This window comes from Pseudarthrobacter sp. B907 (genome assembly GCF_040137805.1).
Taxonomy (GTDB): domain Bacteria; phylum Actinomycetota; class Actinomycetes; order Actinomycetales; family Micrococcaceae; genus Arthrobacter.
In genome coordinates, this window is sequence record NZ_JBEEQE010000014.1 from 49,679 (window position 1) to 75,377 (window position 25,699).

Annotated in this window: 20 protein-coding genes, 2 tRNA genes and 1 pseudogene; 14 read left to right on the plus strand and 9 right to left on the minus strand. The window is 69.8% G+C overall.

Translation table 11 applies throughout. The features are described 5' to 3' along the window. The first annotated feature begins 117 nt into the window (after positions 1–117). Together ABLI39_RS12665 and ABLI39_RS12670 are read left to right on the plus strand one after the other, a co-directional pair. Positions 118–1,560 carry a glycosyltransferase family 2 protein gene (locus ABLI39_RS12665; RefSeq protein ID WP_349413777.1) on the plus strand — a complete coding sequence of 481 codons (1,443 nt, stop codon included), beginning with the start codon at positions 118–120 and terminating at the stop codon, positions 1,558–1,560. Continuing rightward, complete coding sequence (locus ABLI39_RS12670; RefSeq protein WP_349413779.1) at positions 1,557–1,778, plus strand: hypothetical protein; 222 nt, start codon at positions 1,557–1,559, stop codon at positions 1,776–1,778. The genes ABLI39_RS12665 and ABLI39_RS12670 overlap by 4 nt, the downstream gene beginning before the upstream one ends. Before the next feature lie 4 nt (positions 1,779–1,782). Here ABLI39_RS12670 and ABLI39_RS12675 read toward each other — a convergent pair whose 3' ends face one another. Beyond that, positions 1,783–3,777: an FAD/NAD(P)-binding protein gene (locus ABLI39_RS12675; RefSeq protein WP_349413780.1), complete on the minus strand. Its 1,995-nt coding sequence runs from the start codon at positions 3,775–3,777 to the stop codon at positions 1,783–1,785. Between the two features lie 74 nt (positions 3,778–3,851). On the opposite strand from ABLI39_RS12675, the gene ABLI39_RS12680 reads away from it, so the two are divergent. From ABLI39_RS12680 to ABLI39_RS12690, 3 genes are all read left to right on the plus strand, one after another. After that, positions 3,852–6,104: a prolyl oligopeptidase family serine peptidase gene (locus ABLI39_RS12680; protein WP_349413781.1), complete on the plus strand. Its 2,253-nt coding sequence runs from the start codon at positions 3,852–3,854 to the stop codon at positions 6,102–6,104. A gap of 173 nt (positions 6,105–6,277) precedes the next feature. Further along, a tRNA-Ser gene (locus tag ABLI39_RS12685) sits at positions 6,278–6,365 on the plus strand. A 175-nt stretch (positions 6,366–6,540) separates the two neighbouring features. After that, entirely contained in the window at positions 6,541–8,160 is a 1,620-nt protein-coding gene (locus ABLI39_RS12690) for a phytoene desaturase family protein (RefSeq protein WP_349413782.1), read from the plus strand. Here ABLI39_RS12690 and ABLI39_RS12695 read toward each other — a convergent pair. Continuing rightward, positions 8,157–10,355 (minus strand): RecQ family ATP-dependent DNA helicase, encoded by a 2,199-nt coding sequence (locus ABLI39_RS12695; protein ID WP_349413783.1) that lies wholly within the window; start codon positions 10,353–10,355, stop codon positions 8,157–8,159. The genes ABLI39_RS12690 and ABLI39_RS12695 overlap by 4 nt on opposite strands. Before the next feature lie 123 nt (positions 10,356–10,478). Here ABLI39_RS12695 and ABLI39_RS12700 point away from each other — a divergent pair, with 123 nt between their 5' ends. The 4 genes from ABLI39_RS12700 to ABLI39_RS12715 all read left to right on the plus strand — a co-directional run bounded on the left by ABLI39_RS12700 (position 10,479) and on the right by ABLI39_RS12715 (position 14,188). Then, entirely contained in the window at positions 10,479–11,897 is a 1,419-nt protein-coding gene (locus ABLI39_RS12700; protein WP_349413784.1) for a phosphomannomutase/phosphoglucomutase, read from the plus strand. A gap of 5 nt (positions 11,898–11,902) precedes the next feature. Next, entirely contained in the window at positions 11,903–12,412 is a 510-nt protein-coding gene (locus ABLI39_RS12705) for a hypothetical protein (RefSeq protein ID WP_349413785.1), read from the plus strand. Between the two features lie 14 nt (positions 12,413–12,426). After that, positions 12,427–12,876, plus strand: coding sequence for an RrF2 family transcriptional regulator (locus ABLI39_RS12710; protein WP_349413786.1), 450 nt, complete (start codon positions 12,427–12,429; stop codon positions 12,874–12,876). 151 nt (positions 12,877–13,027) lie between these two features. Beyond that, on the plus strand, positions 13,028–14,188 hold the full coding sequence (locus tag ABLI39_RS12715; RefSeq protein WP_349413787.1) for a globin domain-containing protein: 1,161 nt from the start codon (positions 13,028–13,030) through the stop codon (positions 14,186–14,188). A 78-nt stretch (positions 14,189–14,266) separates the two neighbouring features. On the opposite strand, the gene ABLI39_RS12720 is transcribed toward ABLI39_RS12715, so the two are convergent. Next, on the minus strand, positions 14,267–16,099 hold the full coding sequence (locus tag ABLI39_RS12720; protein ID WP_349413788.1) for a phosphoenolpyruvate carboxykinase (GTP): 1,833 nt from the start codon (positions 16,097–16,099) through the stop codon (positions 14,267–14,269). Between the two features lie 278 nt (positions 16,100–16,377). Between ABLI39_RS12720 and ABLI39_RS12725 the strand changes: the two genes are divergently transcribed. Next, a tRNA-Arg gene (locus ABLI39_RS12725) sits at positions 16,378–16,451 on the plus strand. 175 nt (positions 16,452–16,626) lie between these two features. On the opposite strand, the gene ABLI39_RS12730 is transcribed toward ABLI39_RS12725, so the two are convergent. Further along, on the minus strand, positions 16,627–17,343 hold the full coding sequence (locus tag ABLI39_RS12730) for a FadR/GntR family transcriptional regulator (protein ID WP_349413826.1): 717 nt from the start codon (positions 17,341–17,343) through the stop codon (positions 16,627–16,629). Between the two features lie 133 nt (positions 17,344–17,476). Here ABLI39_RS12730 and ABLI39_RS12735 point away from each other — a divergent pair, with 133 nt between their 5' ends. From ABLI39_RS12735 to ABLI39_RS12750, 4 genes are all read left to right on the plus strand, one after another. Then, on the plus strand, positions 17,477–18,937 hold the full coding sequence (locus ABLI39_RS12735; protein ID WP_349413789.1) for a dihydrolipoyl dehydrogenase family protein: 1,461 nt from the start codon (positions 17,477–17,479) through the stop codon (positions 18,935–18,937). An 89-nt stretch (positions 18,938–19,026) separates the two neighbouring features. Next, positions 19,027–19,704, plus strand: a complete 678-nt coding sequence (locus tag ABLI39_RS12740; RefSeq protein WP_349413790.1) for a sugar ABC transporter ATP-binding protein — start codon at positions 19,027–19,029, stop codon at positions 19,702–19,704. Further along, a complete protein-coding gene (locus tag ABLI39_RS12745; protein WP_349413791.1) occupies positions 19,701–21,746 on the plus strand; it encodes a YhgE/Pip family protein in 2,046 nt (681 codons plus the stop codon). Before ABLI39_RS12740 ends, ABLI39_RS12745 begins: the two co-directional genes overlap by 4 nt. After that, positions 21,743–22,399 carry a TetR/AcrR family transcriptional regulator gene (locus ABLI39_RS12750; protein WP_349413792.1) on the plus strand — a complete coding sequence of 219 codons (657 nt, stop codon included), beginning with the start codon at positions 21,743–21,745 and terminating at the stop codon, positions 22,397–22,399. The genes ABLI39_RS12745 and ABLI39_RS12750 overlap by 4 nt, the downstream gene beginning before the upstream one ends. A 6-nt stretch (positions 22,400–22,405) precedes the next feature. Here the strand turns inward: ABLI39_RS12750 and ABLI39_RS12755 are convergent, their stop codons facing one another. The 5 genes and pseudogenes from ABLI39_RS12755 to ABLI39_RS12775 form a co-directional block, all read right to left on the minus strand. Then, the gene (locus tag ABLI39_RS12755; RefSeq protein WP_349413793.1) at positions 22,406–22,726 is read right to left on the minus strand and encodes a hypothetical protein; all 321 of its coding nucleotides are present in this window, start codon (positions 22,724–22,726) and stop codon (positions 22,406–22,408) included. Between the two features lie 344 nt (positions 22,727–23,070). Then, positions 23,071–24,066: pseudogene (locus ABLI39_RS12760) on the minus strand (EamA family transporter); the annotation flags it as partial. A gap of 30 nt (positions 24,067–24,096) precedes the next feature. Further along, the gene (locus ABLI39_RS12765) at positions 24,097–24,636 is read right to left on the minus strand and encodes a hypothetical protein (RefSeq protein WP_349413794.1); all 540 of its coding nucleotides are present in this window, start codon (positions 24,634–24,636) and stop codon (positions 24,097–24,099) included. A 115-nt stretch (positions 24,637–24,751) separates the two neighbouring features. Beyond that, positions 24,752–25,279: a SixA phosphatase family protein gene (locus tag ABLI39_RS12770; protein WP_349413795.1), complete on the minus strand. Its 528-nt coding sequence runs from the start codon at positions 25,277–25,279 to the stop codon at positions 24,752–24,754. Between the two features lie 55 nt (positions 25,280–25,334). Then, positions 25,335–25,538: a dodecin family protein gene (locus ABLI39_RS12775; RefSeq protein ID WP_024366200.1), complete on the minus strand. Its 204-nt coding sequence runs from the start codon at positions 25,536–25,538 to the stop codon at positions 25,335–25,337. Positions 25,539–25,699 lie beyond the last annotated feature (161 nt).

The following is a 25,699-nucleotide window of genomic DNA, read 5'->3' on the forward strand; positions in this document are numbered from 1 at the left end:
CGGCCCGGGGAACGGGCATGCTCATTTTTTGTTGGCCCTGGGTTCTCCCGCCGTAACAAATCCGGGAGGGGTTGCTGTGGCAGATGAGGCACCTGTTGCACTGGTACCATGTGCCGCATGCGCAAAGGGCGATTGAATCGGGCTGTCGGTATTTTCATCGCCCTGACGGCCAGCGGCGCGGCCGCCCTCCTCTGGTTCGCCGTCGCTGCCGGTGGTCCGGCGCTGAGCGAATCCCCCTCCCAGGGCTTGTTCTTCGGCTTCTGGAGCATTCTCTACAACACGGACGCTCCGGCGCCCCGCGTCCTGCTGGCCGCCATCGCGCTGGCGCTCCTGCTCGCTGCCGGCGTTGCCGCGGTGGACCGGCGGATCGCCAACCGCTCGCGCCGCTCCGCGGATCCGCTGACGGGCCCGCTTGCGCCCCGCGTGGTGATGGCGGCGACGCGCGGCGAGTACGCCGGACCGGTAACGGTCACCGTCCTCATCCCGGCCCACAACGAGGAAGCCTCCCTGCCGCTGACCATCGCCTCCCTGCTGGCCCAGTCCCGCCGTCCGGACCGGGTGATTGTTGTGGCCGACAACTGCAGCGACGCTACCGTGTCTCTCGCCCGGGAGGCCGGCGTCGAGGTGGTCGAATCGGTCAACAACACCCAGAAGAAGGCCGGCGCGCTGAACCAGGTGCTCAAGGAGCTGCTCCCGGAGCTGGGCGACAACGACGTCGTGATGGTGATGGACGCGGACACCCGGCTCGACGACGGTTTCCTCGCCGCCGCCGTGGACCGCTTCGCCAACGACCGCGCGCTGATGGCCGTCGGCGGCCTGTTCTACGGCGAGGAGGGTCACGGGCTGATCGGCCAGTTCCAGCGCAACGAGTACCTGCGCTACAGCCGGGAGATCGGCCGGCGCCGCGGCCGCGTTTTTGTGCTGACCGGCACCGCCTCGATGTTCCGGGCCCGGGCCCTGCGTACCGTGGCCGCCAGCCGCGGCTCCTCGATCCCGGGAACCCCCGGCTATGTCTACGACACCGCCGCCCTCACCGAGGACAACGAGCTCACGATCGCGCTGAAGTCGCTGGGCGGGCTGATGATCTCGCCGGACCAGTGCACGGTGGTGACCGAACTGATGCCCAGCTGGGGCACCCTCTGGGCGCAGCGGCTGCGCTGGCAGCGCGGGGCACTGGAGAACATCGGCGCCTACGGCATCACGCCGCCGACCCTGCGGTACTGGGCCCAGCAGCTGGGCATCGGTTACGGCGTGATCGCCCTGGGCTCTTACCTGCTGCTGATCTTCCTCATGGTGTTCTCGCTGGACACCTGGATCTGGTTCCCGTTCTGGCTGGGGCTGGGCGTGCTGTTTATGGTTGAACGCGTCGCCACGGTCTGGAAGGGCGGCTGGGGGGCCCGGCTCCTGGCCCTCACCCTGTTCCCGGAACTGTTCTTCGATATGTTCCTGAACTTGGTCTACCTCAAGGGCGTCGCGGACATCTCCCTGGGCCGGACCGCCAGCTGGAAGCACGTCGCGCCCGTCCGGATCCGCGAGAACACGGGAGCCGGACGCCCATGACCATCACCGCCGCCGTCCCAGCCGGCATCCTGTTCCCCGAATCCCTGCTGCACTCGCAGTGGTTCGCCGTCCTCGCCACGTTCGTGGCGATCAACACCGTGATGTACGCCGCCCTCGCACTGGCGAAGATCCTGCCGAAGCTGCACCCCACGGACTGGATCCGGACCCGGAATGAGCGCTCCGAAACCCGCAGCATCCACCCGGACGCCAACAACTGAGGCGTTAGCGGCCGAGGATGTCCCGGGCGATCTCGTCGGCGTCGCGCAGGGTGCGCTGGCCGCTGCGGTAGACCGGGCCCTGCTGCTGCCGGGCTTCGGCCGCGATCGCGGTGCCCCATTGCACGGCGGAGAGCTGCAGTCCCAGCACGTAGATCCCGTCCGTGACCGTCCCGTTCGCCGCTACGGGCCGGTAGGGATGCGGCACAACGTCCAGGCCGGAACTCTGCACAGGCGTCCCTTCCACGCTCATCGTCAGGCGCGGGCGCACCAAGCCGTCCGCGAGCAGCTGCTCCAGCAGCGGGGACGCGTTGACTGCCACCCGGTTGGCCGGAGCGAGGGCCTCGATCAGCACCGGTGCTTCAACCCTGCCCCCGCCGTCGTGGCCGGGGCCGGCCACCCACGGCGAGACAGCCGTGAAAACGCGGGCCTTCCGGTCCACACCGAACTTCGGGTCCGGGCCGACGAAGCTGACCACTCCGGCCCGGGCCAGGGCCGCGAGCTGCTCGGCGCGGAGGGCCGGCGGGCCGCTCGCGATGCCCTCCACAAACGCTTCGAACCAGCCGCGCAGCCCGGCCACCCACGATTCGTCGGTGATGCCGCCGTCGGCCACTGCCGTCTTCAGCACCGCGCGCCCGTGGTGCAGGGCGCCGATCGCCATCTTCACCGGATCGTCCTCACCGAGGGCGGAGCGCCGCGCGTCGTCGTTCAGGTAGTCGACGACGGCGGCGTCCAGCTCCGCGCGGGAGGCGAAGCTGCGGCCGGACAGCGGCGCGGCGAGGCCCAGGAGGTCCAGCCGGTGGTGCGGCCGGACGGACGCGTCAATCACCGATCGGGCGGCGTCTTCCCAGTTTGTGGTGGAGTGGGCATGCGGGCGCAGGGTCTCCTCCAGCGCGCCGAGGAAGCCGGCCGGATCCGCGCCGACAGCGTCGGGCTGCGAGCGCGCCAGGGTGTAGTAATAGGCCCACAAGGCATCCCGGTGCAGCAGCGGCCACAGGTCGTGGTCGAACGCCGGCACAATGCCGGCGGCGGCGAACCTGGCGACCGCCTGCTCGGTGCAGTACCTGAGCTGGACCGCTGCCGGGTAGTAGCCGGCCAGGGTCGCCTTGGCCCGGTACGGGGTGCCGCGCCGGGAGGCGGCGATGAGGTGCGGTTCCCGGCCGGACGGCTGGTACGTCAGCCCGATCCCGTCCGGCGCGGGCTGGAAGGTGCCGCCGCGGCCCTCCGTCAGCTGGCCCATCACGTCGAAGAAGTTCAGGCCCATGCCGCGCACCAGCACCGGCTGGACCGCGGGGACGACGGACCAGTCCACGTCGGCGGGGACTGCCGGCGGCAGGTACTTCAGTCCGAGCTCCTCCGCCGCGCGCTGCAGTTCGCGCTGTTCGGGGTTGAGCCGGGACTCCAGGTGGCCGAGCGCCAGCACCACGGATCCGACGGCCAGCACGGTGCCGTCGGCGAGTTCGACGTCGAAGCCGTTGTTCCTGTTCCCGGGGACCGCCGTCGCGGCGGACGCTGGCGCGCCGGAGGGGCGGACCGCCGTCGCGGTGGTGTCGTGGAACTCCACCGTGACCCCGTCGGGCAGCCGGTCCAGGAGTTCCTCGAGCGTGCACCTCAGGTACCGGCCATAAAGCGCACGGCTGGGAAAGTCGGCGGACTCCAGGCCGGCCAGCTCGGCGCGCTCTTCGGCGGACAGTGCCGGGTGCGGATCCCGCCGCTGAGCCCGCCGCCATTGGTCGAAGGTGCACCCGGCCAGCGGCGGCGCCAGCTCCGGATCTTCCGGGATCACCGTGGGGTAGAAGGACTGTGTGTTCATCAGGTAGAGCCGCGACTGGCCGGGCTGCCAGACGTGGCCCGGGCCCGCGGGATAGGGATCGATTACGTGGATGTGCAGGGTGGGCCCTGGCGCGGACGGGGTCCAGTTGGCGAGCAGCCGCTCCAGCACACTGGTGCCCCGGGGCCCGGCGCCGACCAGGGCCGTCCGGATGCTCTGCGATATGGCCACGGCATCCAGCGTATCCGCTTCCGGGCCGGCGGCTTGACTTGCCTGCCCGCCCTGGCAGTTGCTTGGATGGGCCCATGACCACCACTGCAGCTGAGCACCCCACCGCGCCCGGCGGGCCCGCCGGAGCGATTTCCGGCACCGCCCCCGAGCCCGTCGACGAGAACATCTGGCTGGAGGACATCTACGGCGAGGCCCAGCTGGCCTGGGTCCGCGAACAGAACGCCCGCACCGAAGAACTGCTCCAGGACGCCGAATACGGCGAGCTCGAAGCCCGGATCCTGGAGGTCCTGGACTCCACCGACCGGATCGCCATGGTGGGCAAGCACGGCGGGTGGTACTACAACTTCTGGAAGGACCGCGACAACCCCAAGGGCCTGTGGCGGCGCACCGCCTGGGAGAGCTACCGGGCGGGCTCCCCGGAATGGGAAACCCTCCTCGACATTGACGCCCTCGCCGCGGCCGAAGGCGAGGAATGGGTCTTCCACGGCGCCAATTTCCTGCGCCCCGCACCCGGGCAGCCGCACCGGCTCGCCCTGCTGGCGCTCTCCCCCGACGGCGGCGACGCGAACCGCTACCGCGAGTTCGACGTCGAGACCCGCAGCTTTGTGGAGCCGGCCGAGGGCGGTTTTGACCTGCCGACGGCGAAAGGTCACGTGTCCTGGCTGGACGCCGACACGCTGCTGGTGGCGAGCACGGCCGCGGGTCTGCCGCGGACCAGTTCGTCCTACGCCCGGACGGGTGTGGTCCTGGGCCGCGGCGAATCCCTCGCCGCGGCCGAGCGCATCTTCGAGATCCCGGAAGACCACATGATGGCGCTGCTGGCGCACGACTCCACCCCCGGGTTCGAACGGACGTTCGCCGTGGACTGGATCAGCTTCTTCGAGACGCGCACCTCGGTGCTGCGGGACGGCGTGTGGGTCGAAATTGACGTGCCGGACGACGTGAACCTCAGCACCCACCGGGAGTGGCTGCTCTTCCGGCCGCAGGGCGATTGGACGGTCAACGGGGCGAGCTACCCGGCGGGGTCCCTGCTGGCAGCGGACTTCGAGGACTTCCTGGCCGGCGGCCGGGAGCTGTACGTGCTGTTCACCCCGGATGAGCACACCTCCCTGCAGTCGTGGAGCTGGACCCGGGACTTCCTGCTGCTGAACCTGCTCCGGGACGTGTCCTCCGAAATCCGGGTGCTGGACCCGGCCCGGCCAGGCACCGACGTCGCCTGGGCCGCCAGCGTGCTGGATGCCTGCCCGCCGCTGCACGACGTCAACGCCTACGCCGTGGATGATGAGGACGGTGCCGGAGCCGAAGGCGCGAGGCAGGGCGACGGCGACAATGCTGCCGGGAACGACTTCTGGTTGGTCGCGACCGGGTTTGCGACCCCGAGCACCCTGACCCGCGGCACCCTGATGCGGGCCGGCGCCGACGGCGTCCTCAGCACGCACGAGGTGATCCGGACGGCGCCGTCGTTCTTCGATGAGGACGCGTACGAGGTCCAGCAGCACTTTGCGGTGTCGCAGGACGGCACCCGGGTGCCCTACTTCCAGGTCGCGGCGCGGGACCTGGTGCTCGACGGGCAGAATCCCACGCAGCTCTCCGGCTACGGCGGCTTCGAGATTTCCCGCACGCCGGCCTACAGCGGCGCCGTTGGGCGGGCCTGGCTGGAACGGCGCACGGAGGAATCCGCGGGCGCGGACGGCGAGGCGCCGCACAGCCGCGGCGGGGTCTACGTGGTGGCGAATATCCGCGGCGGCGGCGAGTACGGCCCGGCCTGGCACCGCGCGGCGCTGCAGGACAAGCGGCACCGCGCCTACGAGGACTTCGCCGCCGTCGCGCAGGACCTGATTTCGCGCGGCGTGACCTCCCCCCAGCGGCTGGGCTGCGTGGGCGGCTCGAACGGCGGACTGCTGGTGGGGAACATGCTCACGACGTATCCGGAGCTGTTCGGCGCCGTCTCCTGCGGGGTCCCGCTGCTGGACATGCGTCGGTACACCAAGCTCTCCGCCGGGTATTCGTGGATTGCCGAATATGGCGACCCGGACGTGCCGGAGCAGTGGGAGTTCATCCGGACCTTCTCGCCGTACCACCTGCTCCGCGACGGGGTGGAGTACCCGGAAACGTTCATCTGGACCGCCACCTCGGACGACCGGGTGGGCCCGGTGCAGGCCCGCAAGATGGCCGCCCGGATGCAGGCCATGGGCATCCCCAATGTCTGGTTCCACGAGGCGCTGGAAGGCGGCCACGCGGGCGCCTCGGACAACCGGCAGGCCGCGGCGCTGCAGAGCCGCAGCCAGCACTTCCTCTGGCGCGCGCTGGCGGGCCGTGCGGACTAAACCCGGCACCGCCGAGGAGCGACGGCACCGCCAACGGCACGCGACCTCACCGCAACGCGGGGTCACTTTCGGCCTGTTCCGGGCACCCGGACCGGCGCTAAGTGACCCCGCGTTGACCGTTTTGCACTGCATGGCCCCTTCTGCGTATCCTTGGTTGGCTAGTAACAGCAATTGGAGACGTGCCAGAGCGGCCGAATGGGCTTCACTGCTAATGAAGTGTGGGGCACAACTCCACCGGGGGTTCAAATCCCCCCGTCTCCGCGTTTGGCCCCGGTCCTGGACCGGGGCCTTTTGCGTTCCCGCCCCCGGCGCTCCCTCACTTCCGGTGGGAACTCGGCCGACGATCCCTCACTTCCGGCGGGAACTCCCCCGACGCTCCCTCACTTCCGGCGGAAATTGGGAAACTGCTCGGGCGTCCGGATGGCAGGATAGGCGCATGTCCACCAACCACGCGTATGACGCGATCATTGTCGGCGGCGGCCACAACGGCCTGGCCGCGGCAGCGTACCTGTCCCGGGCCGGCCGGAAGGTCCTGCTGTTGGAGAAGCTGCACCACGCCGGCGGCGCCGCGGTGTCAGCCCAGGCGTTCGACGGAGTCGGGGCCCGGCTCTCCCGCTATTCCAACCTTGTGAGCCTGTTGCCGCAGCAGATCATCGACGATCTGGGCCTGCGCATCACGCTGGCACGGCGGCGGTACTCCTCTTACACACCGGACCCCGCCCACCCAGGCCGGGCCCTGCTGGTCGACAACGAGGACGCCTCTTCTACGGCCGCCTCCTTTGCCGCGGTCGGAGCATCCGAGGACGAATTCCGCGCCTTCAACGACTTCTACGCCAGCTGCGGAAAGCTCACCCGGGCCCTCTGGCCCACGATGACCGCGCCGCTGCCCACCCGCTCATCGGCTCGGCAGCTGGCCCTCGAGGCCGGCGCCGCCGACGCGTGGGAAGCCATGATCGAGCGGCCGATCGGGGACGCCATCACCGGTGCCCTGAAGCACGATCTGGTCCGCGGCGTCGTGCTGACCGACGCGCTGATCGGCACCTTCGCCCGCGCCGACGACGCCGACCTCCAGCAGAACATCTGCTTCCTGTACCACCTGATCGGCGGCGGCACCGGCGACTGGGACGTGCCGGTGGGAGGCATGGGCGCGGTCTCCGGGGAGCTGGAACGGTCCGCCCGCGAAGCCGGGGCGACCATCCTGGTCTCGGCGGAGGTCACGTCGGTGCAGCCGGGCGGGGTCGTCGGCTACCGGCACAGCGGCGCGGACCACACCGCTTCCGCCCCGTGGGTCCTGTCCAATGTGGCACCGGTTGTCCTGGACCGGCTGCGGGCGGCCGCGGTTCCTGCCCTGCCGCCGCACGCCACGCGGAACCCGAACCACCTCCGCGAAGGCGCCCAGGTCAAGGTGAACCTGCTGCTCAAGCGGCTGCCCCGGCTGCTGGATGGCAGTGTCAGCCCGGCAGCGGCCTTTGGCGGCACCTTCCACATCAACGAAACCTGGTCGCAGCTCGACGGCGCCTACCTCAGCGCCGCGGCCGGGAACGTCCCGGAACCGCTGCCGTGCGAAATCTACTGCCACTCGCTGACCGACCCCAGCATCCTGGCCCCGGAACTGCAGGCAGCCGGCGCGCAGACGCTCACGGTTTTTGGCCTGCACGTCCCGGACCGGCTGATCAGCGCGGAGAACAACGAAGCCCGGCGCACCGAGCTGCAGGCCGCCGTGCTGCGGTCCCTGGACAGTGTGCTCGCCGAGCCGGTCGAGGAGCTGCTGCTGACGGACCGGGACGGCCGGCCGTGCATCGAAACCAAGACCACACTGGATATTGAGCGTGCCGTCGGCATGCCGCGGGGAAACATCTTCCACGGCGGCCTCGACTGGCCCTTCGTCGACGACGACGCGCCCCTGGACACCCCGGCGCAGCGCTGGGGCGTGGCCACAGACGATCCGCAGCTCTTGCTCTGCGGCTCCGGCGCTCGCCGCGGCGGCGCGGTCAGCGCGATCGGCGGGCACAACGCGGCCATGGCCGTGCTGGAATCGGACCAGCTGCCCGCTTAGCCGGCCTGGCCGAGCACGAGCGGCAGCACTGCGCCGGCGCCGGCGAGCCGGAGGGCCCGGCCGGCCACGGTCACGGTCCAGCGGCTGTCCACGAGGTCGTCCACCAGCATGACGCTCTGGCCCTGGATACCCTCCAGCGCGGCAGCGAGTTCTGGTCCCACGACCAGCCGGTCCCAGACGCCGGCCAGCCGGTAGGCGCTGTTGCCGCCGCGGCCGCCCGTGGGGCCGCCGTGGGCCAGATGCAGCTGCCCCAGGTAGGGGATGCGGCCGATCTCGGAGATGCCGCGGGCCAGGGAGTCCACCAGTTCCGGCTTTGTGCGGGAGGGAACGCTGACGATCGCCGCCGGGCGCCCCGCGCCGCTCCAGCCGGGGGTCCGCGCGTCGCCGCTGCCCCATTCACGCAGGACCTGCACACAGGCGCGCAGCATGCCCGGGTCGACGGGCCGGTCGGGGGCGCCGGCGGCGAAGGTCTCGCGCAGCGCGCCGCCCCAGCCCAGGTCGGTCAGCCGGGCCAGCACCCGGCCGTTGGCCAGGGCCTCCTCCGGTTTGATCTTGCCCTTGACGTTCACGCCCAGGCGGTCCATGCCGCTGGGCCACTGCAGCCGCGGCTCGAGCACCATGCCGGCCCGGCTCAGGGTCGCGCCCGCCGCTTCCGTGGCGTCCGCGGCGACGTCGGCCGGGAACCACCGGCCCGCGCAGTTGTCACAGCGGCCGCAGGCCCGTGCCGTTTCGTCGTCGAGGACCGAGGTGATGTACTCCATCCGGCAGCCGGCGGTGTCCTGGTAGATCACCATGGAATCCTGCTCGTCCACCCGGGCCTCGGCGATCCGGCGGTACCGCTCGGCGTCGTACGTCCACGGCTGGCCGGTGGAGCGCCACCCGCCGCCCACGCGTTCGACGGCGCCGTCGACGGCCAGCACCTTGAGCAGCAGTTCCAGCGGGGTCCGGCGCAGGTCAACCCTGGCCTCGAGCGCCACGGTGGACACGGCGGTCCCCGCCTCGGCGAGGGCCGTGAGCACGGCGGCTGCCTTTTCTTCCGAGGGCATGGAGGCGGTGGCGAAGTACTGCCAGATCTCCCGGTCCTCGGAACCGGGCAAAAGCAGAACGTCGGCATTGGCGGCGCCGCGGCCGGCGCGGCCGACCTGCTGGTAGTAGGCCACCGGTGACGACGGCGCGCCGAGGTGGACCACAAAGCCGAGGTCCGGCTTGTCGAAGCCCATGCCCAGCGCCGAGGTGGCCACGAGGGCCTTGACCTGGTTGTCTTTGAGCAGCTGCTCGGCACGTTCGCGGTCCGCGGGATCGGTCCGGCCGGTGTAGGCGAGCACCTCGTGGCCGGCTTCGGCCAGCAGGCGTGCGGTGTCCTCGGCGGCGGAGACGGTGAGTGTGTAGATGATGCCGCTGCCGGGCAGGTCGGACAGGTGGGTGAGCAGCCAGCCCAGCCGTTCCCGCGAGTCCGGCAACCGCAGCACACCGAGGCGCAGGGACTCCCGGCCCAGGGCGCCGCGGATGGTCAGCACTCCCTCGCCGAGCTGTTCCTCGATGTCGTGGACCACGCGGGAGTTGGCGGTGGCGGTGGTGGCCAGGACCGGAACGCTGTCCGGCAACTGGGTGATCAGGTCCGCGATCCGCCGGTAGTCGGGACGGAAGTCGTGGCCCCAGTCGGAGATGCAGTGCGCCTCGTCGATCACCAGCAGCCCGGTCCGGCGGACCAGCTCGGGCAGCTGGTTTTCGCGGAACGAGGGGTTGGTGAGCCGCTCCGGGGAGACCAGGAGTACGTCCACTTCGTCGGCCGCCAGTTGTTCGCGGACCGTGTCCCAGTCGAGCTGGTTGGCAGAGTTGATGGCCACCGCCCGGACACCGGCCCGCGCCGCGGCCGCGACCTGGTCGCGCATCAGCGCCAGCAGCGGGGACACGATCAGCGTGGGGCCGGCGCCGCGGCGGCGCAGCAGCAGGGACGCGACAAAGTACACCGCCGACTTTCCCCAGCCGGTGCGCTGCACAACAAGTGCGCGCCGTCCGCCGTCGACGAGTGCCTCGATCGCCTCGAACTGGCCGTCGTGGAACTCCGCGCCGGGGTGCCCCACCAGCTCGCGCAGCACCGCCTGGGCCTGTTCCCGCGTCGCGGTACCCCCGGCGGCGGTAGCGGTGCCGGATTCGGCGGCGGTGAGGAGGGCAGCGTTCTGGTTATTGGCCATTGCCTCAGTATCCCAGTCCCCTCCGACAGCCGCGAAGCCGGCGTCCGCCTATGTGGACAGGTGTTGTCCACATAGGCCGCACGCCCCCGGCGGCCCGCCGCCGCTTCCACGTAAGATGGAGCCGTGACTAACGACCAGACGAAGACTTTTGACCTCTCGGCTTCCTTCAAGGCCTACGACGTGCGCGGAATCGTGGGCGACTCCATTACCGCCGAAATCGTCGAGGCCGTGGGGGCTGCCTTCGTGGACGTCCTGGGCCTGGCCGGACAGACCGTACTGGTCGGCGGCGACATGCGCCCCTCCTCGCCCGAGTTCAGCCGCGCCTTTGCCAACGGCGCAGCCACCCGCGGGGCCAACGTGCAGCTGCTGGACCTGATTTCCACCGATGAGCTGTACTACGCCTGCGGGGCCCTGAACGCGGCCGGCGCCACCTTCACCGCCAGCCACAACCCGGCCGAATACAACGGCATCAAGATGGCCAAGGCCGGCGCCGTGCCGATCTCCTCGGAAACCGGCCTGAAGGAGATCCAGGCCCTGGCCGAGGAGTACCTCAACGTTGGCAAGATCCCCGCGAACGGCACCCGCGGCCTGATCAGCGTCCGCGACGTGCTCAAGGACTACTCCGAATACCTGCGCAGCCTCGTTGACCTCCGCGGATCCCGGCCGCTGAAGGTCGTGGTGGACGCCGGCAACGGCATGGCGGGCATGACCACCCCGGCGGTGCTGGGCGACACCCTGCTGCCGAAGCTGCCGCTTGAGATCATTCCGCTCTACTTCGAGCTCGACGGGTCCTTCCCGAACCACCCGGCCAACCCGCTGGAGCCGGCAAACCTCCGCGACCTGCAGGCCGCCGTCGTCGAGCACGGCGCGGACATCGGGCTGGCGTTCGACGGCGACGCCGACCGCTGCTTCGTGATCGACGAAAAGGGCGAGCCGGTCTCGCCGTCGGCAGTGACCGGCATGGTGGCGCGCCGCGAGATTGCCCGGGCCAAGTCCAACGGCGAGGACCACCCGACGATCATCCACAACCTGCTGACCTCGCGGGCCGTGCCCGAACTGGTGACCCACGACGGTGGCCGCGCGGTCCGGACCCGGGTGGGGCACTCCTTCATCAAGGCCGTGATGGCGGCCGAAGGCGCCATCTTCGGCGGCGAGCACTCCGCGCACTTCTACTTCCGCGACTTCTGGAATGCGGACACCGGCATGCTGGCCGCCATGCACGTCCTTGCCGCCCTCGGCGAGCAGGACGGCCCGCTCTCCGAGCTCGGCCGCGAATACGAGCCGTACCGGTCCTCCGGCGAGATCAACTCGGAAATCGAGGACAAGGCCGGCGCCGTGGAGCGCGTGCGCCAGGACTTCCACAACGAGGACGTCGAGGTGGACTACCTCGACGGCAGCACCTTCATCGCGGCGGACGGCAGCTACTGGTTCAACCTGCGCCCGTCCAACACCGAGCCCTTCCTGCGCCTGAACGTCGAGGCCACGGACCAGCAGACGATGGAACGCGTCCGCGACCGGGTCCTGGCCGTGGTGCGGGGCTGACCACGGTGACCGATCCTTCCGAGGCCCAGGGCGCCCTTCTGCAGCCGGCCGACCCGGCCGCGGACTCCTGGCGCGGCTCGGTGCCGGACGCCAGCGCCACCGACCTGGAGAACCTGCTCGGCACCGGTGTCGGCGCGGCCCAGGAACAGCTGGAGCGCAACGGCGGCTTCCTCCCCTTTGCCCTGGTGGTGGAGAACGACGGCGAGGTCCGCCTCGTCGCGGTCACGCCGGCGGACGCGGCCGGGGACAGCGACGCCGATTTCGATGCCGACGGCATGATCAGCGACCTCACCGAACTGCTCCGGCAGCACCGGGACGAGTTCCGTGCTGCCGCCATTGTCTGCGACATCACCCTGCTGGAAGAGGACTCGGACGCGATCCACGTGGCCGCCGAGCACCAGGACGGTTCCGTGTTCGCGGCCGTGCTGCCCTACGGCGCCAACCCGGAGACGAACGAGCTGGAGTTTGGCGAGCTTTCCGCCGACTCCAACGAACCCGCCGTTTGGGTGGACTAGACCAGCCCGGTGCCATGAAGATCAATGCCTTCGCGGACGTAAGCCTGCGCGCGATGATGGTGCTTGCGGCCGCTGCCGACGGCGAACTGCTCACCACCCAGAGCATCGCGGACGCCGTCGGCACGCCCTACAACCACGTCAGCAAGGCGATGGCGAGACTGCGCGTCCTGGGCCTGATCGACGTCGAACGCGGCCGCAACGGCGGGTCCAGGCTCAGCAATGCCGGCCGCGCCGCCACCGTCGGCCAGGTGCTGCGCGCCCTGGATACCCGGACCGACCCGGCCGACTGCGCGGGTGCCGGCGGCACCTGCCCCCTGATTACCGAGTGCCGGCTCCGCGGGGCGCTCGGCCGGGCCAGGGAGGCCTTCTACCGTGAGCTTGACGACATCGTCGTCGCCTCGCTGCCCACCGCGCGGCAGATGAATCCCGTCTTTCAGGCGATCGGCCTGCGTCCCGGCCTCTAGCCGGGCACCGCCTCCCCGGCCGCCCTCCTTTCCCGATTTGCAACCATTTTCTACGACGTGTAGAAATGAGGCATAAATACTCGTATTTCAAATGCTGGTATTTCGGATCGGCCCGGTTGAAGACCCCGGGCCACTACCTCAGGAGTCAGCAATGCTCTCGGACAAGTCCTTCCCCGTCATCGAGGCCACCCTGCCGCTGGTCGGTTCCCGGATCGGCGAGATCACCCCCAAGTTTTACGCCCGGCTCTTCGGCGCGCACCCTGGGCTGCTCGACGGGCTGTTCAGCCGCTCCAACCAGCGCTCCGGCGACCAGCAGCAGGCCCTGGCCGGGAGCATCGCCGCTTTCGCCAGCCACCTGGTGAGCCACCCGGGCACCCTGCCGGAGACCGTCCTGGCCCGCATCGCGCACCGGCACGCCTCGCTCGGCATCACGGAGCCGCAGTACCAGGTGGTCTACGAGCACCTCTTCGCCGCCATCGCCGAAGACCTGGCCGAGGTCATCACCCCGGAAATCGCCGAAGCCTGGACCGAGGTGTACTGGCTGATGGCCGATGCGCTGATCAAGCTCGAAAAGGGTCTCTATGCTGCCCAGGCCAACGGCAAGATGTGGACCCCATGGCGGGTCGCGGCCAAGACAGCGGCCGGCACCGGCTCCATGACATTTGTGCTGGAACCGGCCGACGACACTCCCATCACCCCGGTGCTGCCCGGCCAATACGTCAGCGTCAAGGTCACCCTCCCGGAGGGCCTGCGGCAGGTCCGCCAGTACTCGCTCTCGGGCGACGCCGGCACCAGCCGCAGCTTCACCACCAAACTCGACGACGGCGGCGAGGTCTCCCCGGTGCTGCACAACAACGTTGAGGTCGGCGACGTCTTGGAGATCTCCAACCCCTACGGCGAGATCACGCTCAAGGATGGCGAGGGCCCCGTGGTCCTGGCCTCCGCCGGCATCGGCTGCACACCGTCGGCCTCGATCCTGCGCTCCCTCGCGGCGGCCGGCTCGGACCGCCAGGTGCTCGTCCTGCACGCCGAAAGCACCCTGGACTCCTGGGCGCTGCGCTCCCAGATGACCGACGACGTCGAGCGTCTCGAGGGCGCGGAACTGCAGCTCTGGCTGGAACGGCCCGAGGCCGGAGCGCGGGAAGGCTTTATGTCGCTGCGCGACGTGGACCTGCCGGCCAACGCCTCGCTGTACCTCTGCGGGCCGCTGCCGTTCATGAAGAACATCCGGAACGAGGCCATCAACGCCGGCATCCCGGCCACCAAGATCCACTACGAGGTCTTCGGCCCGGACATCTGGCTCGCCAACTGAACTGAGCCTCGAGAGAACGACGGCGGCCCCGCACCTTGGGAAAAGGTGCGGGGCCGCCGTCGTGCGTTCAACTGTCTGCTAGTGCGCGGACATGCGCTCCTTCAGCGAGTCGAGCTCGGAGCGCAGCGCCTCCGGCAGGGAGTCGCCGAACTTCGCGTACCACTCCTCGATCGAGGCCAGCTCGGTGTCCCATTCGGCGCGGTCGACGCGGACGGCGTCCTCCACGTGGGCGTGGGTCAGGTCCAGGCCGGTCAGGTCCAGCGCGTGGCCGGTCGGGACGTAGCCGATCGGCGTCTCGACGGCGTCGGCCTTGCCCTCGATGCGCTGGATGGCCCACTTGAGCACACGGGCGTTGTCGCCGAAACCGGGCCAGGCGAAGCCGCCGTCGGCCGTGCGGCGGAACCAGTTCACTAGGAAGATGTGCGGCAGCCGCTCCGGGTTGGCCTTGCCGGAGACGCTGATCCAGTGCTTCAGGTAGTCGCCGGCGTCGTAGCCGATGAACGGCAGCATGGCCATCGGGTCGCGGCGGAGCACGCCCACCTGTCCCGCGGCGGCGGCCGTGGTTTCCGAGGAGAGGGTCGAGCCCATAAAGATGCCGTTGGTCCAGCTGCGGGCCTGTGTCACCAGGGGGACGGTGGTCTTGCGCCGGCCGCCGAAGAGGATCGCGGAGACCTCCACGCCCTCCGGGCTGTAGTACTCCTCGGCGAGCATGTCGACCTGCGAGATCGGCGTGCAGAAGCGGGAGTTCGGGTGTGCGGCGGGCTTGTCCGAGGCCGGGGTCCAGTCGTTGCCCTGCCAGTCGATCAGGTGCGCCGGGACCTCGTCGGTCATGCCTTCCCACCACACGCCGCCGTCATCCGTGAGCGCGACATTGGTGAAGATGCTGTGGCCCTTGGCGATGGCGCGCATGGCGTTGGGGTTGGTGCCCCAGCCGGTGCCGGGGGCGACGCCGAAGAGGCCGGCTTCCGGGTTGGTGGCGCGCAGTTCTCCTTCCTTGCCGATCCGCATCCAGGTGATGTCGTCGCCGAGGGTTTCGACTTCCCAGCCGTCGATGGTGGGGTCGAGCAGGGCGAGGTTGGTCTTGCCGCAGGCGGAGGGGAACGCGGCGGAGACGTAGTAGTTCTTCTTCTCCGGGGAGGTGAGCTTGAGGATGAGCATGTGCTCCGCGAGCCAGCCCTCGTCCCGGGCCATCACCGAGGCGATGCGCAGCGCGTAGCACTTCTTGCCCAGCAGGGCGTTGCCGCCGTAGCCGGAGCCGAACGACCAGATGGAGCGCTCTTCGGGGAAGTGCACGATCCACTTGTCCGGGTTGCAGGGCCATGCGACGTCGGCCTGGCCGGGGGCCAGCGGGGCTCCCAGGGAGTGCAGGGCGGGAACAAAGAAGGCGTTCGTGGCGGTGATCTTGTCCAGGACCTCGGTGCCGATCGTGGCCATGATGCGCATGGAGGCGACAACGTAGGCGCTGTCCGTGATTTCGACGCCGAACTTGGGGTCCTCGGCGTCTAGGTGGCCCATCACGAAGGGGATGACGTACATGGTGCGGCCGCGCATGGAGCCGCTGAACAGGCCGCGCAGCTTCTCCTTCATCTCCGCCGGGGCCATCCAGTTGTTGGTGAAGCCCGCGTCGCGTTCGTTTTCGGAGCAGATGAAGGTCTGCTCCTCCACCCGGGCGACGTCGGCGGGATCCGAGAATGCGGCGAAGGACTTCGGGAACAGCTTCTCGTTAAGCCGGGTCAGGGTGCCGGCGGCAACGAGCTCGTCCGTGAGCCGGGTGTTCTCCTCTTCCGAACCATCAACCCAGTGGATCCGGTCCGGCTGGGTCAGTTCAGCAACCTCTTCAACCCATGCCAGCAGTCCAGCATGAGTGGTGGGTGCTTTCTCAAGCAGCGGCAGTCGCGCCAGATCGCCCATTACGGTTCCCTTCCTCGGGTTCAGTGGTGTGTCCTAAATGCTAGGTGTCGCGGAGGGTCCAGCTTCAGGCCCAATTACGGGTTGACTGCGGGCCCGCAAACCAAAACCGCGGAAATTCAAGGTTTAATAACTCCACACGGCGGATTTTTTGTGACTAAGGTCACATAGACCGGTCTAGTCAGCTAGATTACAGGGTTTCCGATTTGGAAGTCTGGGCCCATCTCGCGTAAAGTAATTCGAGGTTCGGGGGAGCGAGAAACTCCCGAAGAGCCGAGAATGCGCCCATAGCTCAGCTGGATAGAGCGTCTGTCTACGGAACAGAAGGTCAGGGGTTCGAATCCCTTTGGGCGCACAGAAATAAAGATCCGCATCGGTCCGCCGGTGCGGATCTTTTGTTTTCCCGGGGCTCGGCACACCCGGAAACGCGGCACATCCGGAAGGACGCTGCGGTTTCGGACGGGCGCGGCCCGGGCCCGGTGGGCGCCGGTCCGAAACCGTAGCGAACACCCGGAAGCGCGGCCCGAAAACTACTCCGCCGGTCCGCCCACTGCCGCTTCGATCCGGCGGCGCATCCCGTCAAAATGGCTGCCCAGCCGCTCGGCGGCCCGCGCCGCGTCCCCCGCCGCCACGGCCTCGTAGATGCCCCGGTGCAGCGCGGCCGCCCCCGGGGATACGACGCCGGGGCCGAGCTCCCGCTCGATCCCCCGGTAGACCGCCTGGAACGCATCGAGCAGGCCGCGCAGCAGCCCGTTGTCCAGCGGCTCGAACAGCCGGCGGTGGAAGTCGGCGTCGGCTTCGACAAAGTGCTCCCCGGATCCTGCCAGCGCTTCCATCCGGCGCACGGCCGCCTCGAGTCCCGCGAGCCGCTCCGGCGTCATGAGCGCCATGGACCCGCCGATCAGCGCGGATTCCAGCACCCGGCGCACCTCCACCAGTTCCAGCGCCTCCCGCCCGCGGTGGCGCAGGGACAACCGAGCCGTGAAGGCCAGACCGTCCACCAGGGCGCCGAAGCCGCTCGCGGCGACGAACATGCCGAAGCCGTGGCGGATCTCGATCACGCCCAGGGCCTGGAGCACCTTGAGCGCCTCGCGCAGCGTGTTCCGGCCGGTTCCGAGTAGGGCGGCCAGTTCGGTTTCGGTGGGCAGCGCCTCCCCCGGCTCCAGCTCCCGTTCGAGGATCAGTTCGATGATCCCTTCCTGCAGGGCGCGCAGCCTTGCCTGCGCGCCGGGCCGGTTCGGCGGCATGGCCGGGCCGGCGGTCAAAGCTGCTGCGTTCACTGGTGGCCTCCTGCCCCGAAGTGGTCCTCAGCGTAGCGGAGGTCCCATGTCCTGCAAAGGGTCCGGGAACGGCCCTTCCCGGCAGGGTTAGGCTGTTGCCATGACGGCACATATTGAGCGTGAATTCGATGTCATTGTGATCGGGGCCGGCGCGGTGGGCGAGAACGTGGCCGAGCGCGTGGTGAAGGGCGGCCTGACCGCCGTCATGGTGGAGGCGGAGCTGGTGGGCGGCGAGTGCTCCTACTGGGCCTGCATGCCGTCGAAGGCCTTGCTGCGCCCCGGCACCGCGCTCCACGGCGCCCAGACCGTCCCCGGCGCCGAGGAAGCCGTCACCCGGGTGCTCGACGCCGCCGCCGTCCTGAAGCGGCGGGACTATTTCACGTCCAACTGGCAGGACGACAGCCAGGTCAAGTGGGCCGAGGACACGGGCATCGAGCTGATCCGCGGCCACGGCTGGATCACCGGCCCCCGCCGGGCGGAGGTGGCCGGGCTGGACGGCAACAATTACGCACTGACGGCACGCCATGCCGTCGTGGTGGCCACGGGGTCGCGTCCAAGCATCCCGCCGGTGGAAGGGCTCGCCGACGTCGATTTCTGGACCACCCGGGAGGCCACGTCCGCCCAGGACATCCCGGCGCGGTTCGGCGTGCTCGGCGGCGGCGTGGCCGGCACCGAACTCGCCCAGGCCTTCGCGCGGCTCGGGGCGTCCGTAACGCTGGTGGCCCGGGGCGGGCTGCTGAGGGCATTCCCGGCGGCGGCGGCGGAGCTGGTCGAGGCCGGGCTGCGCGCGGACGGCGTCGAACTGCACCTCCACACCGGCACGCAAAGCGTCCACGAGAACGACGACGGCTCCCTTACCCTGGTGCTCCAGGGCGGCAGCCAAGTCACGGTCGACAAGCTCCTGGTCGCCACCGGAAGGCACCCCGCACTCGAAGGAATCGGGCTGGAGAGCGTGGGCCTCGCCGGCGACGACGACGGCGCGCCGCCGCGGCTGCGGACCGACGCGAGCGGGCTCGTCGCAGGAGCCGAGGGCCAGGACGGCGCCCCGTGGCTGTACGCCGTCGGCGATGCCGCGGGCAAGGTCCTGCTGACCCACCAGGGCAAATACGAGGCGCGGGCCACCGGCGACGCGATTGCCGCCCGCGCCGCCGGCACGCTCTCCGGCGAACCCGCGCCCTGGAGCCGCTACGCCCACACGGCCGACGAGCACGCCGTCCCCAACGTCGTCTTCACCGACCCCGAGCTGGCAAATGTGGGCCGCAGCCTGGAACAGGCAACCAAGGACGGCTACCGGGCCACGTCCGTGGAGCTCCCCATCCAGGTCGCGGGCTCCTCGCTGCATTCCGAGCATTACAAGGGCTGGGCCCAGCTCGTGGTAGACGAGGACCGCAAAGTGCTGCTGGGCGCCACGTTCGCCGGCCCCGACGTGGCCGAACTGCTGCACGCGGCAACCATCGCCGTCGTCGGCGAGGTCCCGCTGGACCGGCTCTGGCATGCGGTCCCGTCCTACCCGACCATCAGCGAGGTATGGCTGCGGCTGCTCGAAGAGTACGGCCTCTAAGCGCGAAGTGTCCGTTCGCTCACATCTATTTGAACTGACCGGTCAGTTTAGTTAGCCTTGAAGCAGACCATTTCTGCGAAAGGCTTTCCTTGCTCAGCGTTCAACAGCTCCACGTGAAGGGCCGGCGCGATTTCCTGCTCCCGCCGACCTCGCTGCAGGCCGCCCGGGGTGAACTGCTCCTCGTCAGCGGCAAGCGCCAGGACCAGCGGACCGCCCTGGCCCTGACGCTCAGCGGCCGAATGAAGCCCACGGCCGGCGCCATCGACTGGGACGGCGCAACGCGGATCAAGCAGCTGCGGCAGGCCAGCGCCGTCGTCGACGCCCCCGGCGTGAACGAACCGGAGCCGCACCTGAGCGTCCGCGACCTCGTCACCGAGGACCTCGCCCTGATCCCCCGCCGCTACCGGGGCGCGCTGCTGAGCACGCCCTGGCTCAAGGTCAACCGCTTCGAGGACATTGCCGGGCGCTGGGCCGAGGAACTTCCCGCGGACCGGCGCCTTGAGCTGCTCACGGCACTGGCCCTGGCCAACCCGCACACCGACCTGTTGGTGGTCGACTCCCCCGACCGGCACAGCGGCGACCCCGCCGACTGGCTGCCGCGGCTGGCGGAACTGGCGTACGACGCCGGCCGTCCGCTCGCCGTCGTCGCCGTCGTCGGCAGTGTCCCGGCGGACTGGACCGGTCCGGTCGCGGAGATCGGCAACGCCGCCCCGGCGCCCGAACCGGCCGAAGCCCCCCTTATCTCCGAAACCGAGGATGCCCGATGACCGTGCTGCGGCTGGCCCGTTCCGAACTCAAGCGCATGACCGGCGGCCTGCTGCCGAAGCTGACCATCCTGGCGCTGACCCTGGTGCCGCTGCTTTACGGCGCGGTGTACCTGTATGCGAACTGGGATCCCTACGGCAAGCTGAACCAGATCGACGCGGCCCTCGTGGTTGAAGACACCGGAGCCGGCACGGCCGACGGCTCCCGGCTGGAGGCTGGCCGGAAGGTCGCCGACAGCCTGGTGGAGGGCCATGTGTTCAACTGGCAGGCCGTCTCCAGCGCGGAGGCGGCAGATGAGGGCGTGAGCAACGGCAAGTATGCGTTCGCGCTGAAGATCCCCCGCGATTTCTCCGCCAACCTGGTCTCGCCGGGGAGTTTCGACGCCGCCAACCAGGCCATGCTGAACGTCACCACCAACGACGCCAACAACTACCTGCTCAGCACCATCGTGGACAAGCTCACCACCGCTGTCCACGCGAGCGTCGCGAAAGAGGTGGGCGAAGGCACCGCCAACCAGCTCCTCACCGGTTTCGGCACCATCCACACGCAGATGCTCAAGGCCTCCGATGGCGCCCGCGAGCTCGCCGGCGGAGTGTCCTCGCTTCACGACGGCACGGTGACCCTTCACCAGGGCACGGGCTCGCTCCGGAGCGGCGCCGCCGAGTTGGCGGCCGGGCAGCACAAACTACTCGACGGCGCCAACGCCCTCAACAGCGGCGCCGGGCAGCTCGCCGCCGGGCTGGGCCAGCTCACGGACAAGACCGCCACCCTGCCCGCGGACTCGCAGCGGCTGGCCGACGGCGCCGCCCAGGTGGCGGCCGGAAACGCCGCGCTGAACACCAAGTTCCAGGGCATCGCCGGGCAAATGGCCGCGGCGGATCAGGCCGCCGCGCAGGCCCAGCGCGCCAAGGTGGCGGAGTCGACCGCTCGCATGGTGGCCTCCGGGCTGATGCTCCAGCCCCAGGCCGACTCCCTGATGGCCGACTACGACGCCCATAACACCCCGGCCCCCTCCGGCGCGGCCGCTGCGCTGAAGGGCGCCGCCGGGCAGATCCAGCAGCTCGCGGACGGCTCGGCAGCCGTCAGCGCGGGCGCCTCACGGCTGGCCGGGGCGACGCCGGCCCTCACCGACGCCGTCGGCAAGGCCTCCGCCGGCGCCGACCAGCTCTCCAGCGGTTCCGCGGCCCTGGCCAGCGGGGAGCAGAACGCGGCCGCCGGGGCAGACAAGCTCTCCGACGGCGCGGCTCAGCTCGACGACGGCGCCGCACGGCTTGAGGACGGCTCGGCCACCGCCTCCAACGGCGCCGGCACCCTCGCCGGCGAGCTCGCCAAGGGCGCCGGCAAGGTCCCCAACCCCGGCGACGCGCAAAAGGACAGCCTCGCCAAGGTCATGGCGGACCCGGTGGCCGTCAGCAACGTTTCCCAGGCCAAGGCCGGATCCTACGGTGCCGGGCTGGCTCCGTTCTTCCTCACCCTCGCCCTGTGGATCGGCGTGTTTATGCTGATCCAGGCGATGCGCCCGGTCACCCAGCGCGCGCTGGCGTCCAATGCGCCGGCATGGAAGATCGCCGTCGGAGGCTGGCTGCCGTTCCTGGCCGTCGCCGCCGCACAGGCCAGCCTGCTGACCCTGGTGGTGGATGTGGGGCTGGGCCTTGATCCCGCCCACCCTGTGCTGATGTGGGTCCTGATGCTTGCCGCCGCCATGGCGTTCAGCGCGATCATCCAGGGTGTGGTGGCGCTGCTCGGCTCACCCGGCAAACTTGTGGTGCTGATCCTGCTGGTGCTGCAGCTGGTCTCCTCCGGGGGCACCTTCCCCTGGCAGACCACGCCGGAACCGCTGCACGTGGTCCACCAGCTCCTGCCGATGGGTTACGTGGTCAGCGGCATGCGGCACCTGATCTACGGGGCCGATCTGGCCAGCATCCTGCCCACCATGCTGGGCCTGGTTGGCTACACTTTGCTGGGACTGGCGATGTCCGCCGTCGCCGTCCGGAAGCACAAGTTCTGGACCCTCAAGACCCTGAAGCCGGAGATCGCCCTATGAGCCCCATCAGCGCGGCAACCCCCACCAGCGCGACCGGGGACTCCGACGCCGACGGCGGCAAGAAGCTCCGGCCCGGACGCACCAACGCCACCAAACAGAAATTGTTCGAGGCGTCGATGGAGCTGATCGGCGAGCGAGGGGCCGCGGGCGTGACGGTGGACGAGATCGCGGCGGCGGCCGGGGTCTCCAAAGGCACGGTGTATTACAACTTCGGCAGCAAATCGGATCTGATCGCGCAACTGTTGCGGCACGGGGTGGACATCCTGATGGCCCGGCTGCTGAGCGTCAGGGACGAATCGGCGGACCCGCTGGCCGCAATGGACGAGATGATCGGCCAGGCCATGGATTTTATGGCCGAATACCCCTCGTTCGCCAGGCTGTGGGTGAGCGAGAACTGGCGGACGCCCAGCGAGTGGCAGGACACCTTCGCGGAGCTCCGCGGCCGGCTCCTCGGCGTGATCGGCGCCGCGATCGAAGCCGTGGCCGCCAAGTACCCCGTGGATCCCGGGGTCTCGCGCGGGAGCCTGGAGACCGCGATCTTCGGGGCGTGCTTTGTGGTGGGACTGGACCGCCAGACCTACAACCCGGAGCGCACCCGGGCGCAAAGTGTCGCCGCAATCATGGCGATCATGCGTGGCTACGTCGTGAAATAGTCCCGTTCAGGGATGATTGGTCACATGCGCCACATGGGTAAAAGCGGCAAAACTGCCATCGGAGCCTCGTTGGCGGCGCTGGCCCTGCTGGTACTCGCCGGCGCCACCCTTAACGAAACCGTGGGATTGTGGTTCCTGGCCGCCTGCGCCGTGGCCTACGTGGCGTGTGTGGCCGAGGTCGTCATCCGCCGGCGGCACAGGACGCTGCTGGCAAGCGGGGTGGGCAGCATCCTCTTCATCGCCTTCGGCATTGCATTCCTGCGCCAATGGGGCCTGGCGTTCAACCCCGACCCGGAGGCGCTGTCCACCCGCGTGGATGCCGAACATCCGGATCTGTACTTCTACCTCTCGGCGTGCGCCGGCGCGGCGACGCTGCTTTTGCTGCTCGCCGGCACGGTCCTGCCCGGCCGGGGCCCAGCACGGCGCTCCGGCTACCCGTCGCGTCGACCAGCGGCGGCGTCCCGGCGCCCGGCGCCGCGCAGGCCAGCAGCCCGGCCGTCCACCCCGCGTGCCTCGGCCCCCCGCGCTTCCGCACCGAGGGCGGCACCCAGGTCAGCGGCGTCCCGCCCGGCAGCACCTCGTCCTGCCGCGCCCCGGTCCTCGGCCGCACCTCGTTCCGCGGCGCCAAAGCCGGCCGCACCCCGCGCTTCAGCGCCCCGCGCTGCTTCACCCCGGACCTCGGCCGCCCGAACCCCCGCGCCGGCAGCCAAGCGTCCGTCGTCGTCCAAACCGGCGGCAAAGCTGCCGCCGAAGCCCCCGGCCAAGCCCTCCACCCGGCGCTGACGGGCCGTCCGCGGCCCAGGCGCCCGGAGCACCGCGATTGCCACCCCGGCGAGGAGCAACAGCCCGCCCGCCACTTCCGCCGGCGAAGGCACCTCGGACAGCACCAGCCACGCGGTGGTCATCCCCACCACCGGGACCAGCAGCGTGAACGGCACCACGGCGGAGGACGGGTACAGCCCCAGCAGCCGGTTCCAGATGCCGTAGCCCACGAGGGAGCCGAAAGCTGCGGTGTAGACGGCACTGAGGATCGACGCCGGCTGCAGGTCCAGCAGCGCCCCCGACACCGCGCCGGGCCCGTCTACCAGCAGCGAGAGTCCGGCCAGCGGCAGGGGCACCACGGCCCCGGACCACACCACGAGCCCCAGCCCCGAGGCGGCCTTCGCCTTGCGGGCCACAACGTTGCCCGCGGCCCAGGACAGTGCCGCGGCGAGCACAATCAGCAGGGGCAGAAGCGGGGCCACCAGGCTCCGGCCGACCGCCACCACGGACAGGCCAGCGATCCCGAGCACGACGCCGGCCAACTGCCGGCGGGTGGGCCGCTCGCCAAGGATCCCGGCCGCCAGCAGCACCGTCAGCAGCACCTGCGCCTGCAGCACGAGAGAGGCCAGCCCGGCGGGCATGCCAAGCGCCATCGCCAGGTAGAGCAGCCCGAACTGGCCCGCGCTCATCAGCAGGCCGACACCGATGATGGCCTTCAAGCTCACGTCAGGCTTGCGGATGAAGAAGATGCAGGGAACCACCACCAGGGTGAAGCGCATGGCGACGAACAGGAGCGGCGGCATCTGCGCGCCGCCCCCGGGGTTCAGGCCAAGGTCGATGGCGACGAAGTTGATGCCCCACAGGACCGCAACCAGCAGGGCAAGCGCGGAGTGGCGGGGGGTCATCGCGCGAGCGGCCCCCGCCATTCCGGCGCGTCAGAGATTGCGTGGCCGTTCGCCGTGTGGGCCCTCGGTGTCATGCCGCTCCGCAGCCGTGTCCTCGCGGATCCCGGCGGCACCGCCCGCCTCGGCCGGCCGCTCGCGGCCGGCCCGGTCCCGGCGCAGCTCCTCTTGGGGCGCCGCGTCCGGGTGGCGGGCGTCCAGGTGCTCGGTGTCGTGGTGGCCGGCGTCGCCGCGCTCGGTGACGACGACGTCAGGATCGACTTCGTCGGCCCGGCGAAGCTGGTCCTCGGCGCCGGCGCGGACGGTTTGGGCTTCCTGCTGCGTCCCGCGCGCCTGCATGCGGAGGCGTTCGGCTTCGACTTCGGCTGCCTTCGCGTCGGCTTCCGCCCGGGCCGCCTTCGCCTCGTGCTCCCGCGCGGCAAGCTGGTCGGCTTCCGCTTTTTCGCGCATTTCTGCGGCCCGGTTCCTGTCCGCGTCAGTCTTGCGCTTGCGGCTGAAGTAAATTGCTCCTGCGACGATCGCGAGTACCACCACGACGCCGACGATGATCCCTACGAGCTGTCCTGAATCCACGCTGATCCACCTTTTCCCTCGGTCACTAAGACAACACCGGCAGTAAAAGCAATAACAGCATCAGTAAACAACACAATCAGCACGCAGGCCATCAATCCGGAAGCCCGCCGGCCTGCTATTTTGCCCGCGGCACCTTGAAGTGCGTCAGCCGGGCGTCCTGACCGTCGAGCTCGGCCCACGGCTTCTCCGTCTCGAAGACCGTCAGGCCACTGGTGGGATAGCGGGTGGCCGCATCCATGTAGGCGTCATGGTTGGAGTCCCGGGACGCGAGATGCATGGCCAGGTCCTGCACGCCGGGCATGTGGGCGATCACCATAAGCGTCGTGACCGTGTCCGGAACGTGGTTGATGACCGCCAGCATGCGCAGGGCCGAAGCGCCGTACAGTCCGTCCTCGAGTTTCGGCGTCGGGGCCTTGTCCCCCAGTTCACTGCACACCCAGGTGCAGGTCTGCCTGGTCCGCAGGGCGCTCGAGCACAGGATGAAATCCGGCACCACACCGTGCTTGAGAAGCCATTTGCCCGCCAGCGGCGCCTCGCGGTGTCCGCGCTCTTCCAACGGCCGCTCATGATCGGCGACGCCGCCGGGCCAGTCGGCCTTGGCGTGCCGCATGAGCACCAGACGTTTGATGTGATGCGCGCTCATGGCTCAATCCTAGTGCGGCCCGGATCCGCCACGGGCGCGCATCACCTCAGTCCCTTCAGTCGTCCAGGACGAAGGTCACCTCGAGGACCACGTGCCAGGCCACGACGGCGCCGTCGCTGATTTCGACCTTCTGCTCCTTCACCCACGCCCCCGTGACATTGCGCAGGGTCTTGTTGGCCCGGTCGACGCCCTCCTTAATGGCGGCATCAAACGAGGTCTTCGAATTGGCGCTCAGGGTAGTAATACGTGCAACAGACATGTTTCCTCCCAATAGTCGGATCGACGGGACCGAGACTACGCCCAAAGGAAGGAATCACAACAGGGCCAACAGCCGCGGAGGCACGTACTCCGTCGCCCGGACCATCCGAGGCGGCCAAAGCGTGGTGCGAGGGCGCTGTAGCGCAGCGGCACATCCCGAAA